Raw genomic sequence first — 11,968 nt, forward strand, 5'->3', positions numbered from 1 at the left:
CGCGCCGCCGTACCGCCAGCGGCGGCCCACCCCTGGAAGGCCACCACCGCCATGACCCGGTACCGTCTCCTTCTCCAGCAGGTCCGTACCCTCGGCCGCTACACCTCCGACGAGGAGGCCGAACGCGTCCTGCACGCTGTCCTGGCCGTCCTCGGCTCCCAGCTCACCGGCGAGGAGCGCTGCGACGTCGCCGCCAGCCTCCCCGACCGGGCACGCGCCGTCTTCGCCGCCCAGATCCCCCTGCCCCAGCCGGTCGCAGCGCCCGCCTTCGTCGAAGCCGTCGCCCGCGCCCTGAACACCAGCCTCACCAGCGCCCGCTGGGACGCGTCCTCCGTCCTGGCCGCCCTCAACGACCTCGCCGGCGACCACCTCACCGACCGCCTCCTCGCCGGCCTTCCCCGCGGCTACGCGCTCCTGTTCGGCCGCGCCGACCTCACGATCGCGGCCTGACCCGGGGCGGCACTACCGGCGCCGGCCACCGGCCACACAACGTGGCAGGGTGGCCGGCGCCGGGCCGTTCAATCCGGCCAGCGTCGGCCTCCAAGCGCTGACCGACGACGAGAGACCGACCGCCCCCGCCGGGCGCCCGGTTCGAGTCCGGCGCCACGGTGGTGCGCCGCGACATCGACCTCGGGCAGGTGCGAACGGCCCAGCCGTGCCGGGCGCCGGCCGACACGGGCACGGTGCCGGAGCCAGTTGGCCTGCGGAACCCGCTCCCTCGCACCGGCCAGCCAGGGCGAGCGCGCATTTCGCAGCAGCCGCGACGCCAGGCCCGGGGTCGACCTGAACGCCTGGCCGGGCAGGGTCGCGAGTGCGTTCCGGCAGGAGTCACCTCTGCCCGTGGTCGCCGGATGGGCGGGTGGTGTCGAGGGCGTCGCGCAGGGCGTACAGGTCGGCGATGGTGGCCTGTTCGGCGAAGCGGGCCAGCAGCCGGCGGACGGGGCGGTCGTCACCGTTGCGCACGGCCTCGGTGATCGCTTCGATCAGGGCCGCCTGTCCGTTCCGGGCCGTCTCTGGTGCTGTGGGCCCCAGCTCTTCCACTGCCGCCTCCATGCGGTGTGTCGCTCGTTTCTTCGGGCGCACGGCGGCGGCTCGGGGGGTTGCCGCCGCCGCGCAGCGGAAGACTACCTCACACACGGGTGCCGCAAAATCTATGCGCGCCGGAGTAGACATTGCTCGTGGGTGGGTCTAACGTTTCTCTCGTAGACAGCAGTCGGCGATACCGGCCAGACACGAACTGGCCGGGGTTGTTGGACCGAAGTTCGCAGTTCGGTCCGGCAGTGGAGTTCCGAAGCCAGGCAGGCGCAGGACGGCGACGGGACTGGCTGCCGGACCGGGCGGCCCGCAGGCATCAGGGGCCGCCACCAGCGGTACCGAGCAGTGCGCAGTTCAGTGAGTGCAGTACCCGGCAGTCGCCAGACAAGCAGGACCTCGGCAAAGGCGCCCAGACTGCGGGCGCGCGTGCCGAGGAGTCCGGGCAGTGGGGTTCCAGGCCACCGCAGACGCGGGGCGGCCGGCGGGCCCGGGCTGCCGGACCGGGTGGGCCGTCACGGCCACCGACCAGCAGGACGCAGTTCAGCAGGTGCAGTACCAGCAGTACGAAAGTGACAGTTCAGTACAGAGGATGAACGGAGGGCGCAAGCGCCATCAGGATCGCCCGGCCCGTGAACACTCGCCCGGGCGGACACCGCAGACCCCAACGCAAGGACGGTGGTTTCCGGTCACGCATTCGCGATCCCCGCACACCCCTCCCCCGGGGCAGTGCGGAAGTAGAAGGACCGGCCCAGGCCGGTAGATGGTGTTGTTCCCCTTCGGGGCCCCGGAGCCGACACGGCCCCGGGGCCCCTCGACGCGTTCTCCCCGAGAACCAGAGAGGTGCAGTGACTACAACGGCCAGCCCCGACACACCCGACAAACTCGACGACGACGACTACCCCGCCTACACCATGGGCCGCGCCGCCGAGATGACCGGCACCACCCCCGGCTTCCTACGAGCCCTCGGCGAACACCGCTTCATCACCCCCCTGCGCTCCGACGGCGGCCACCGCCGCTACTCCCGCTACCAACTACGCATCGCCATGCGCGCCCGCGACCTCGTCGACCAGGGCACCCCCATCGAAGCCGCCTGCCGCATCGTCATCCTCGAAGACCAACTCGAAGAAGCCCTGCGCATCAACGAGCAACTCCGCCGCACCCAACACCACCAGGAACCCGCCGCGGACACCTGACCGGACCGGCAACCCGGCCACAGCTCCCTCCAGCCGCACGGCCACGCCGCAGGGGCCGGATCGGGGACGGCCTCGCGCTGCACGCTCTGGCCGTCGCCCCGGACGGCAACACCGCAGCGCGGCACAAGACGTGGCGACTGGAGGGCGCGGCCGGGCTGGACGCCGCCGGGCGCGTCCTCGGGATGGTCCGCTCGGAGATGGACGGCACCGCCCGGGGCGCCGGCGCCTTCCGCCTGCCCGCTGTGCCCTTCGTCTCTCCGGCCGGGGCCGTCAGCGGCTCCACCCCGACACCCGGGCCAGCGGTCACGACACCCCGCTCGAGGCTCAGCGACTCCTTGCAGCGGGGACGTAGGGCGTCGAGCCGGGCGGCCGCTCGGCCTGCCGTGGTCCTCAGGAATCGGAGTAGCTGAGGTCCCCGACCGTCCAGCTGCTGACATCCTCGATGGCGATGCGGTACATGCCGCCGGTGTGGGGCAGCCCGAAGTCGCCCTGAAGGATCTTCGCCCGGTGGAGATGCAGATGGGTGGGCCGTGCGGGCGGGCCGTCGGCGGGCGGGGCAAAGAGAGCGGCGAACGGCTTCAGGTGCTCCGAGGCCTGGAGGACCTCCGCCACCCGATCCAACCAGAGGGTCACCGGCGCGAGCCTGCCGGTGATCACCGCGCCGGGGACCACCACGGTCAGGGACATCTGATTGCTGTGCTCGGACTCGACCATCGCGGCGATGTCGACGAGCAGCCCGTCAGGGTTCGACATGCCCACCAGAATAGGACACGGCCTCCGCGGCGCCCACGGGCCGGGGCAGCGGCCACGGCGACCACGGGCCTTGCGCCTGCTGCACGGCACGGCGCTACATGGCGGCGACCTGACACGCCGATCGGCTGCGTCGTGGTGCGGGGCAGTTGAGAGCAGCCGTGAGGGCCGGGGCATCGCCCGGATCGTACGGGCCGGCGGTGACGAGCAGGTCGGCTCCGAGGGCGGTGACGGTGAAGCCCTCGGAGCCGAGGACCTCCGCCAGGGCCAGCATCAGCGCGCCGCGGATGCCGCGGAACTCGGTGCGCCCGGCGGCGTCGGCGGGATGCGGGCAGGCGTGGAGGGTCGGTCCGATCAGGTCCTGGCCCGGGCTCCATTCCAGCACCAGGCCGATCCCCGGACGCCGCCGGGCGCAGAGCCCGGCCACCTGGGGCGGCGCCAGTTCGAACCCTCGGAGGGAGAGCACTGCACAGACGGACTCAAACAGATGTTTGTCATCCACGCGCAGAGTTTATCGCCTGCCCAGCCCGCAGCCAGCCGCCCTTGACGTTTCGTCACATGCTGTTCCAGCCATGGCCGGCGAGGCTACAGGGCCGGAGCTGCGGATTCCCGTTCGACCCGATCGGGGTGCGCGTCCCCTGGACGGCGTGCCGACGCGGCGAGCCAGGGGCGTACCGCAGGGGTCCGCACACGCGCGGCACACTCGGCGGAGAGCCGCGTGCGCCCTGGGTCAGAGTTTGAACATCGCGGCGTAGGGCTGGGTGATGCGTTCCCGCCGCGATCCGAAGTCGACGAGTACCGCGATGTCGCTGTCGCCTTCGACGCCGATGGCCCGGCCGAGGCCGTACGTGTCGTGGGTGACGCGGTCGCCGACGGCGAAGTGCTTGCGCGGCGCTTCGATCCGGGCCTTGAAGGGACTGGTGGGCAGGACACGGCGGACTGCTGCAGATTTCGTCATTCCCTGCAGTATGCGCCGAAAGTCGCGGGAGCGGGACTTCTCGACGCACTCAATTTCGGAGCTACGACAGGAATTTCGCGCAAGCCGTCCAGCGCGCCCCCGGATGGCGCCGGTGGGCGTGGTGCGTCGCTTTCACGGGTCTGGCGCGGCCAGGGCAGGCGCTGCGCACCCGCGCGACTCGCCTTCCCCGGGGAAGGCGAGTGGTCGGCGCCGAAGGAGTACGGGTGATCGCTCAACCAGGCCACTCTCCATGTGTGTTGGTGGTCCTGTCGCCTCGCGGCCGACGGCCCCGGGGGAAGGCTCCCGGAGAAGTGGGGGTGAAATATCCACCCGCGACGGGCCTGGGCCTGCTAGAGTCGCTTTAGTTGCAGTAGTGGTTCCCATGAACTTTGTGTGCGCCTGCTGATGTTTCGCAGGCGCCTTTTTGTTTCCCGGCTCTTCCCCGGGTGGGTGCTCATCGCGGCGACTCGAAGCGCGCGCTGTGCGGGCTTCGGACAGCCCCTTGAAGGAGATTTCTTTATGGCTAATGGCACTGTGAAGTGGTTCAACGCGGAAAAGGGCTTCGGCTTCATCGAGCAGGACGGTGGCGGCGCTGACGTCTTCGCCCACTACTCGAACATCAACGCCAACGGCTTCCGTGAGCTGCTCGAGGGCCAGAAGGTCGAGTTCGACGTCACGCAGGGCCAGAAGGGCCCGCAGGCCGAGAACATTCGTCCGCTGTAGTTTTTCTGCCACGGCACCCGCCTGGTAGCGAGGGGCCCGCACCGCGTACATGATGCCCGGTGCGGGCCCCTCGGCATTGCGCCACGACGCGCTTCCCCGGCTGATTCCGGCCCCCTGGCTCCGCCACCGGCGGCCATCCCCACGCGAGACGCACAGCGCCGCGTCCGGATCGCCGCCCTGCCGTGACACCCCGCGGTTCGAGGTTCTCCGCTCCCGCCCTCCGCGGCGAGCGCCGACCTCAAGGTGACGTGCCGCACGGTTCCACCGTCCACGCCCCGCACTCCACACTTCGGCCCGTTCCTTGCGGCCTCCTGCCGGCGCCCCGCGCTGCGGAGCTTCCTCGCGACGTGCCGCCCCAGGAAGGTCTCACATGAACCGCTCCAGCCGCTCCCCGTACCAGAACGCCAACTCCCGTTCCTCGTCCTCCTCCCGCTCCGGCGGCAGCTCCTTCTACGGCGACCGGCCCGCCGGCGGCCGTGGCGGCCGCCAGGGTTCTTCTCCGCAGGGCGAGTTCGCGATGCCGGTGAGCACCACCCCGGCGCTGCCGGCCGTCGAGGCGTTCGACGCACTGGACATGCCGAAGGCCCTGCTCTCCACCCTGACCCGTCAGGGCGTCACCGAGCCGTTCCCGATCCAGGCCGCGACGCTGCCGAACTCGCTGGCCGGACGCGACGTCCTCGGACGTGGACGGACGGGCTCCGGCAAGACCATCGCGTTCGGCCTCGCGGTGCTGGCCCGCACCGCCGGCCGGCGCGCCGAGCCGCGCCGCCCGCTGGCCCTGGTGCTGGTCCCCACCCGCGAGCTCGCGCAGCAGGTCACCGACGCCCTCACCCCGTTCGCCCACGCGGTGCGGCTGCGGATGGCGGCCGTGGTGGGCGGGATGTCGATCGGCCGCCAGGCCCACGCCCTGAACCAGGGGGCGGAGGTCGTGGTAGCCACCCCCGGCCGGCTCAAGGACCTGATCCAGCGCGGCGACTGCCGGCTGGACGGGGTCGGCATCACGGTGCTCGACGAGGCCGACCAGATGGCCGACATGGGCTTCCTGCCGCAGGTCACCGAGCTTCTGGAGCAGGTCGCCGAAGGCGGCCAGACCATGCTGTTCTCCGCCACCCTGGACCGCAATGTCGACCGCCTGGTGCGGCGCTTCCTCAAGGACCCGGTCACCCACTCGGTGGACCCGTCCGCGGGAGCGGTCAGCACCATGGAACACCACGTGCTGCACGTGCAGAACTACGACAAGAACGCCACGATCGCCCACATCGCCTCCCGCGACGGCCGGGTGATCATGTTCATCGACACCAAGCACGGCGCCGACCGCCTGGTGGACGACCTGCTCGCCAACGGCGTGAAGGCCGCCGCCCTGCACGGCGGCAAGTCCCAGCCGCAACGCACCCGCACCCTGGAGCAGTTCCGCACCGGCCAGGTCACGGCGCTGATCGCCACCAACGTCGCCGCCCGCGGCATCCACGTCGACGGCCTCGACCTCGTCGTCAACCTCGACCCGCCGAGCGACCACAAGGACTACCTCCACCGCGGCGGCCGCACCGCCCGGGCCGGCGAGTCCGGCACCGTCGTCACCCTCGTCCTGCCCAACCAGCGCCGCGAGATGGCCCGCATGATGACCACGGCCGCCATCACCCCCGTCACCACCAGGGTCAGCGCCGGCGACGAGGACCTCGCCCGCATCACCGGCGCCCGCGTGCCCACCGGCATCCCCACCGTGATCGCCGCCCCCGTCGTCGAACGCCCCCGCCGCAGCCCGTCCACCAGCCGTAACCGTCGAGGACGCCCCGCCCACGCGGCGGGTGACACCCGCGCGACCGGCGCGGGCCGCGACAACCAGGGCTCCTCCGGCCGCCGCCGGGCACCGAGGCGCGTCGCCCTCGCCGCCTAGGAGGCAGGTGTGGGCCTGGACCGCCGCCGCGGTCCAGGCCCACACGACTCACCAGCGCGAAACACGAGTCCCGGCCCGCTCCGGCGGACCCCGCCGGCCATCCCACCGCCGAGGCCCCGACCACCGCCGGCCCGGCGGAAACCGACACCAAGGAGTCCGCCCATGACCCTCACCCTCGAACACCCCGCGACCACCGCCACGGTCGGCGACCTCATGAGACACCCCGAGCTGCAGATCAGCGACGACGTCATGGTCGACATGGCGATCGACATCCTGCACAGCTCCGGCGCCGACCACCTCCTGGTCCGCGACGACGACGGCCGCTGCGCCGGGCTGCTGACCCGCATGCACCTCGCCCCGTTCCAGACCCGCACCCGGGCCACCGAGCGCACCCCTGTGCGCGACATCGTCCTCGACCAGGCCCCGTTCGCCACCGCCGACATGCCCGCCGACACCGCAGCCGCCGCCATGCGCGCCCGCGGCCTGGACACGTGGCCGGTGGTCGACCCCGACGGCCACGCCATCGGCCTGCTCAGCTTCTAGGCCCGCCCTGCCGGCGCCGACGCGCCGGCAGTCGCGTGCCCAGGGCGCTGTCCGCGACGGCGTTCAGCATTTCGGCCGCTGTCCTGGTCCCGGTCGCCCATCGCGTCGAACACCAGGGCGCCGGTCCCCGATCGCAGGCGGATGTCGAGGGCAGGGGGTCGGACTCCGCGGGGACCGCCACCGAGTACTCCTCGCAGCCCCGGTCTCGGGCGGGCCGGGGCGCCCGCAAAGCGGGCGACTTGCCTGACGACCCGCGTTCGGCAGCGCAACCCCACCGTAGCGCCCCCCGAGTCAAGGTCCGGGCGCCTGGAACCGGTCCGCGCCAGTGAGACAGGGGGTTGGGCAGCCTGGCCGTTGGAGAACGGTCGGCCGGCGATCGGGGACTGAGGGGTAGTCGTGTCCCGGGGCGGCCTGCGGTGAGCGCCCGTCGCTCACCGCGGACCGGTCTCGTCGGCCTGGCAGGCGGGTCAGGTGTCGGCGGCGGACTCCTGGCCGCGCGGGGAACGGCGGAGCTCTTCGTTGATGCGCAGGGCTTCTTCGAGTTGGTCTTCGAGGATGACGATGCGGCAGGCGGCCTCGATGGGGGTGCCCTGGTCGACGAGGTCGCGGGCGCGCATGGCGATGCGCAGTTGGTAGCGGGAGTAGCGGCGGTGGCCGCCGTCGGAGCGCAGGGGGGTGATGAGGCGGTGTTCGCCGAGGGCTCGCAGGAAGCCAGGGGTGGTGCCGGTCATCTCGGCGGCGCGGCCCATGGTGTAGGCGGGGTAGTCGTCGTCGTCGAGGGAGTCGGGGGTATGCGGTCGAATGGTTGCCGTGGTCACTGCACCTCTTCTTGTTGTTGTGTCCGGGGACGCGCTGAGGGGCCCCGGGGCCATTTCGGCTCCCGGGGCCCCGAAGGGTTTTACACCATCTGCCGGCCTTGTGGCCGGCTTCCTTGTATCCGCACTGCCCCGGGGGAGGGGGTGTGCGGGGATCGCGTATGCGTGACCGGAAACCACCGTCCTTGCCTTGGGGTCTTCGGATTCCGCCCGGGCGACTTCCTCACGGGCCGGGCGATCCTGATGGCGCTCTGTCCCCTCCATTCATCCTCTGTACTGGCCTGGTACTGCGAACTGCTTGGTACTGCGGAACTGCTTGTACTTCGAACTGCGTGGTAGTGCCAACCACTCGGTGCTGCTGTGGCGGTCCTTGCGGTCCACCGGGTCCGGCAGCCAGCCCCGTCGCCCGTCCTGCTAACCACTCGGCTTGGAACCCCACTGCCGGACTCCCAGCGCGCGCGCCCGCAGTCTGGGCGCCTTCACCGGGATACCGCGTACTTCGACTGCTGGTACTGCCCAACTCGACTTCACACTGCTGGTACTGCGCTTACCGAACTGCGGTACCGCTCGGTGGCGACCCCTGATGCCTGCGGGCCACCTGGCCCGGCCGCCAGTCCCGTCGCCGTCCTGCACCATCCCTGGCTTCAGGACCCTGCAACCGTTCCTACCTGCGAACTTCTGTACTGCTGCCCGCCAGTTCGTGTCTGGCGGGTACCGCTGACCTCGTCTACGAGAGAAACATTAACCACGGTGCGCGGCAATGTCTACTCCGGCGGGCATAGATTTTTCGGTGCCGGTTGGGGAGGTAGTCTTCGCCCCGCACGGGGTGGGGCGGCCGGTCGCCGCAGCCGTGCAAGGACGGGAGACGCCGCGCCCAGCGGCCAGGACCACAAGTGAACGGGAGGCGAGCGGTGGAAGGGCCGCAGGCCGCGCGGCAGGTGCGCACCCCCGACCCCCATACCCAGGCGTCGCTGGCGGCGGCCATAGGCGAAGCAGTCCGAGACCGGGACGAGCGGGGCCTCCGTAGGCTTCTGGCCCGCTTCGCCGAACAGGCCGCCATCACGGACCTGCCCGCCCTGCGCGACGCCATCGACACCCCCCACGACGATGACAGTCCGCCGCGGGCCCGATAGGCCCAGCCGGCCCGCCGCATTCCTGAATCAGAAGGCGCGGACAGCGGCATCACAGGTCAGGCAGACGTATCCGGCCCAACGCGGCGGATGCCACCCCTGCCCCGGCCGTTCCGGGCTCCATCGCTCGACCACCATCGCGCCGGTGTCCATTCCGCACGCGGTCGAAGGCCCCGGGCCATCGGGGGCATCCGGATCCGAGAGAGCGGCGTGGACCCGGCGCACCGACAGGACGTCCACCGGATCACCGCCCACCCCCAGGATGCGCGCGTCCAACGGCTCAACCAGCTCCAGCAGAACCACGATCCCCATGGTTCAACCGTGCGCGCCCAAGGCCGCGCACGCGACCGCACCCGGGCAAGGGCGGCCGGCCGTGGACCACGCCGGGCACCCCGCTGGCGACCCGCCGTACGGGCCCGGACCGGAAGGTGGGTCCGGGCCCATACGAACGGGTCCGCTGGCGCCCAGGGTGCTCGCCGGTGCAGGCGAGCGACACCCGGCAGGGCGGCGGCCGGTCGGCGCGGCAGGGACTGGGAACGAACGTCCAGGCCGCGCCGCCGGGGTCAGACGGAGATGGCCTCGCGTTCGACCTTGGCCGTGATGGTGATCCTGCGGGGGCGGGAGAGCCGGTCGAGGTCGCGCAGGGAGTTGGTACGCATCAGCAAGGGGGATCAGCTCCTCACAGTCGTGAACGGTCACGGGTGCCCACGGACGGCATGGCGCCGGACCTGCCCAGCCCTGTTCTCCCGCCCGGGCACCTCGACGAGAAAGTTATAGCGCCACAAAAGCTTTCTTGATAAGGTGGCACTCAACTTTAGCGAGCCTTCTAAACGCCACCTTCGGCGCACTGCCAGCCTGAGGCCAGGGCCCCCTGTGAGAACGCTGCTGCTGGCGGCGGTGGCCACCATGGCCCGTTCGGCACGGCGCTGGCCATCCAGTCCTCGCTGGTCGGCGTGGGCGAGGTCGTCTTCGGTGGAGCACTGGTGGGCCGAATGCTGTACTGCGGGCGAGGCGCTGAGGCGGCGGAGGCGTCCAGAGCGAGGGCTTTCTGGGCCTGCTTGATCAGGGCGGGCATCTTGGCGTTCTCGTCGACGGGCAGGCCGCGTTCGCGCAGGACTGTCTTGGCGGTGGCCTCGATCAGCTGCTTGGCGCTACCGATGGCGCCGGCGGGGTCGTCGGAGAGGTCGCGGTGGACCGCTCCAGCGGGACGGTGAGGTCCTCCAGCCACTTGCCCTGCCACTCATCACGCCGGGCGACCCGCATCAGCTCCTCGAAGACCAGCAGAGCCCGCTCCACGTGGCCCCGATCCCTCCAGTCGACCGCCTGGGCGTAGGACTGGAACGAGGAGCGTCGTGCCCCTGTGTCCTGGTAGTGCAGCTCGTCCGGGGCGACGGGCGCGAAGCCCTGCCCTTCCCAGGCCACTGCGATGTCTCGGAGGTTTCCGCAGGTCAGCGCCTCGCTGACCTGCGGAAACGACCGACTGGCCGAGTCGTGTCGATTGCTCTGGATCTCGCAATGTGAAATGAGAGTGCACTGAGTTCGATCTCGGCATGAGTTCTGTGCCGTACGGCTCCCGCTCGACCTCCGCACCGCAGCGCCATCCACTACCTCTTCGGCCAAGAGCTCACCCGGCTCGCGGCCCTGCCCGCAGAAGCCCTCACCATCCGGGACAGCGAGGGCGTTCTCCTGCTGGACCACGCACCGATCCGGTTGCCGGAATCGCTGCCCCTGCCCGCGGCCGAGCTCACCTGCCGGCAGCCGACCTAGCTGGTCGCGGTCTCCGCCGCCTCGAACCGGGCGAAGGCCGACAAGGACCCGAGCAGCTGGCGGCCGCCGCTGCGATCGTACTGGTGCACCTACTCCCGCGCCTGGACCGGCTGTGCATCTACATGCCCGCCGGCGCCGTGACCCTCGACGTCACCACGACCGGCGGCACCGGCACGGCCTATCTCTACTACAACGCCGACACCTGGGCCTCGAACACCGCCCACACCGCCTCCTCCACCAAGAGCACCGGCACCCAGAACATCACCGTCACCAACTCGACAGCCGGCTACCGCTACCTCAGCCTCTACGGCAGGACCGCGTTCAGCGGCGTCACCGCCACCACCCAGTACTGACCCGCACACACCCGCGCAGACAACCCACCGCAACACCACGCGAGGGCGTTCGCGCACCGGCAACCCGCCGGCGCGCGAACGCGCCCTCGCCCCAGCAGGCACCGAACACAATCGCCCCACACGGATGCCTCCGAGGCCAGGGTCTTCACCTGCACCAGCACCGCGCCGCCTGCCGCAGCCGCCCACATCACGGCGGCTCCGGCCCCCTTCCCGTCCGACCACGAGCAGGCATTCCACGAACTCGACCTGGCCGTTGCCCTCGTCCTCAACGCACCCCAGGCCGGCCGCTCCCTCGGCCGGCTCATCAACTCCGACCAGGTTCACCCCGAAGGCGCGCTCGTCTTCGGCAGCCTGCTGCTCGTCACCAACCGTATGGACACCGCCCAGTTCTGGTGGCAGTTCGCTGCCGGCTCCGGCAGCGCCACCACCGCGTACCTGCACCACCTCACCCTCGGCGAGACCCTCGACGCGACCCACTGGCGCGGCCAGGCCGAGAACGTCCCGGCTAAACCACAGACCCGCCGCGCCTTCCAGGCCCTGACCCCGCTGACCCCGCCAGCACGGGCCGCGCAGGAATCCGGTTTGTGATCACCGGATCGTGCCGTAGACTCAGGCTCACCGACGCGGGGTGGAGCAGCTCGGTAGCTCGCTGGGCTCATAACCCAGAGGTCGCAGGTTCAAATCCTGTCCCCGCTACCACGTACGTCGAAGGGGGGGGGCCCCCACCGGGGGGGGCCCCCCCCCCCCCCCCCCCGGGCCGGGGCCCCCCCCCCCCCCGCCCCGCGCCCCCGCCCCCCCCCCGGGGCC

The 11,968-nt window shown here is 71.3% G+C and carries 14 protein-coding genes and 1 tRNA gene; 8 read left to right on the forward strand and 7 right to left on the reverse strand.

Going from position 1 to position 11,968, the window contains the following annotated elements; genetic code table 11:
• The first annotated feature begins 51 nt into the window (after positions 1 to 51).
• Positions 52 to 450: a DUF2267 domain-containing protein gene (locus tag ACGFSC_RS36545; protein ID WP_359913418.1), complete on the forward strand. Its 399-nt coding sequence runs from the start codon at positions 52 to 54 to the stop codon at positions 448 to 450.
• A 378-nt stretch (positions 451 to 828) separates the two neighbouring features.
• Here the strand turns inward: ACGFSC_RS36545 and ACGFSC_RS36550 are convergent, their stop codons facing one another.
• Positions 829 to 1,041: a hypothetical protein gene (locus ACGFSC_RS36550; RefSeq protein ID WP_359913421.1), complete on the reverse strand. Its 213-nt coding sequence runs from the start codon at positions 1,039 to 1,041 to the stop codon at positions 829 to 831.
• Between the two features lie 905 nt (positions 1,042 to 1,946).
• Here ACGFSC_RS36550 and ACGFSC_RS36555 point away from each other — a divergent pair.
• Positions 1,947 to 2,228: a MerR family transcriptional regulator gene (locus ACGFSC_RS36555; protein ID WP_359913445.1), complete on the forward strand. Its 282-nt coding sequence runs from the start codon at positions 1,947 to 1,949 to the stop codon at positions 2,226 to 2,228.
• Between the two features lie 390 nt (positions 2,229 to 2,618).
• On the opposite strand, the gene ACGFSC_RS36560 is transcribed toward ACGFSC_RS36555, so the two are convergent.
• The 3 genes from ACGFSC_RS36560 to ACGFSC_RS36570 all read right to left on the reverse strand — a co-directional run bounded on the left by ACGFSC_RS36560 (position 2,619) and on the right by ACGFSC_RS36570 (position 3,936).
• Complete coding sequence (locus ACGFSC_RS36560) at positions 2,619 to 2,981, reverse strand: hypothetical protein (protein WP_359913424.1); 363 nt, start codon at positions 2,979 to 2,981, stop codon at positions 2,619 to 2,621.
• Between the two features lie 94 nt (positions 2,982 to 3,075).
• Entirely contained in the window at positions 3,076 to 3,480 is a 405-nt protein-coding gene (locus ACGFSC_RS36565) for a hypothetical protein (RefSeq protein ID WP_359913426.1), read from the reverse strand.
• A gap of 228 nt (positions 3,481 to 3,708) precedes the next feature.
• A complete protein-coding gene (locus ACGFSC_RS36570) occupies positions 3,709 to 3,936 on the reverse strand; it encodes a hypothetical protein (protein WP_359913429.1) in 228 nt (75 codons plus the stop codon).
• Between the two features lie 519 nt (positions 3,937 to 4,455).
• Between ACGFSC_RS36570 and ACGFSC_RS36575 the strand changes: the two genes are divergently transcribed.
• The 3 genes from ACGFSC_RS36575 to ACGFSC_RS36585 all read left to right on the forward strand — a co-directional run bounded on the left by ACGFSC_RS36575 (position 4,456) and on the right by ACGFSC_RS36585 (position 7,096).
• Positions 4,456 to 4,659 (forward strand): cold-shock protein, encoded by a 204-nt coding sequence (locus ACGFSC_RS36575; protein WP_099897249.1) that lies wholly within the window; start codon positions 4,456 to 4,458, stop codon positions 4,657 to 4,659.
• Positions 4,660 to 5,029: 370 nt separating this feature from the next.
• Positions 5,030 to 6,553, forward strand: coding sequence for a DEAD/DEAH box helicase (locus ACGFSC_RS36580; RefSeq protein ID WP_359913432.1), 1,524 nt, complete (start codon positions 5,030 to 5,032; stop codon positions 6,551 to 6,553).
• A 162-nt stretch (positions 6,554 to 6,715) separates the two neighbouring features.
• The gene (locus ACGFSC_RS36585; protein WP_359913435.1) at positions 6,716 to 7,096 is read left to right on the forward strand and encodes a CBS domain-containing protein; all 381 of its coding nucleotides are present in this window, start codon (positions 6,716 to 6,718) and stop codon (positions 7,094 to 7,096) included.
• A 467-nt stretch (positions 7,097 to 7,563) separates the two neighbouring features.
• Here the strand turns inward: ACGFSC_RS36585 and ACGFSC_RS36590 are convergent, their stop codons facing one another.
• The 3 genes from ACGFSC_RS36590 to ACGFSC_RS36600 form a co-directional block, all read right to left on the reverse strand.
• Entirely contained in the window at positions 7,564 to 7,845 is a 282-nt protein-coding gene (locus ACGFSC_RS36590; RefSeq protein ID WP_359913448.1) for a MerR family transcriptional regulator, read from the reverse strand.
• Between the two features lie 1,226 nt (positions 7,846 to 9,071).
• The gene (locus ACGFSC_RS36595; RefSeq protein WP_380357442.1) at positions 9,072 to 9,344 is read right to left on the reverse strand and encodes a hypothetical protein; all 273 of its coding nucleotides are present in this window, start codon (positions 9,342 to 9,344) and stop codon (positions 9,072 to 9,074) included.
• Positions 9,345 to 10,178: 834 nt separating this feature from the next.
• Entirely contained in the window at positions 10,179 to 10,463 is a 285-nt protein-coding gene (locus ACGFSC_RS36600) for a hypothetical protein (RefSeq protein WP_359913440.1), read from the reverse strand.
• 428 nt (positions 10,464 to 10,891) lie between these two features.
• On the opposite strand from ACGFSC_RS36600, the gene ACGFSC_RS36605 reads away from it, so the two are divergent.
• The 3 genes from ACGFSC_RS36605 to ACGFSC_RS36615 all read left to right on the forward strand — a co-directional run bounded on the left by ACGFSC_RS36605 (position 10,892) and on the right by ACGFSC_RS36615 (position 11,860).
• Complete coding sequence (locus ACGFSC_RS36605; RefSeq protein ID WP_380357445.1) at positions 10,892 to 11,161, forward strand: pre-peptidase C-terminal domain-containing protein; 270 nt, start codon at positions 10,892 to 10,894, stop codon at positions 11,159 to 11,161.
• Positions 11,162 to 11,533: 372 nt separating this feature from the next.
• Positions 11,534 to 11,749: a hypothetical protein gene (locus ACGFSC_RS36610; protein WP_359913443.1), complete on the forward strand. Its 216-nt coding sequence runs from the start codon at positions 11,534 to 11,536 to the stop codon at positions 11,747 to 11,749.
• 34 nt (positions 11,750 to 11,783) lie between these two features.
• A tRNA-Met gene (locus tag ACGFSC_RS36615) sits at positions 11,784 to 11,860 on the forward strand.
• Positions 11,861 to 11,968 lie beyond the last annotated feature (108 nt).

The organism is Kitasatospora sp. NPDC048715, assembly GCF_043198905.1.
Lineage (GTDB): Bacteria > Actinomycetota > Actinomycetes > Streptomycetales > Streptomycetaceae > Kitasatospora > Kitasatospora lactacystinica.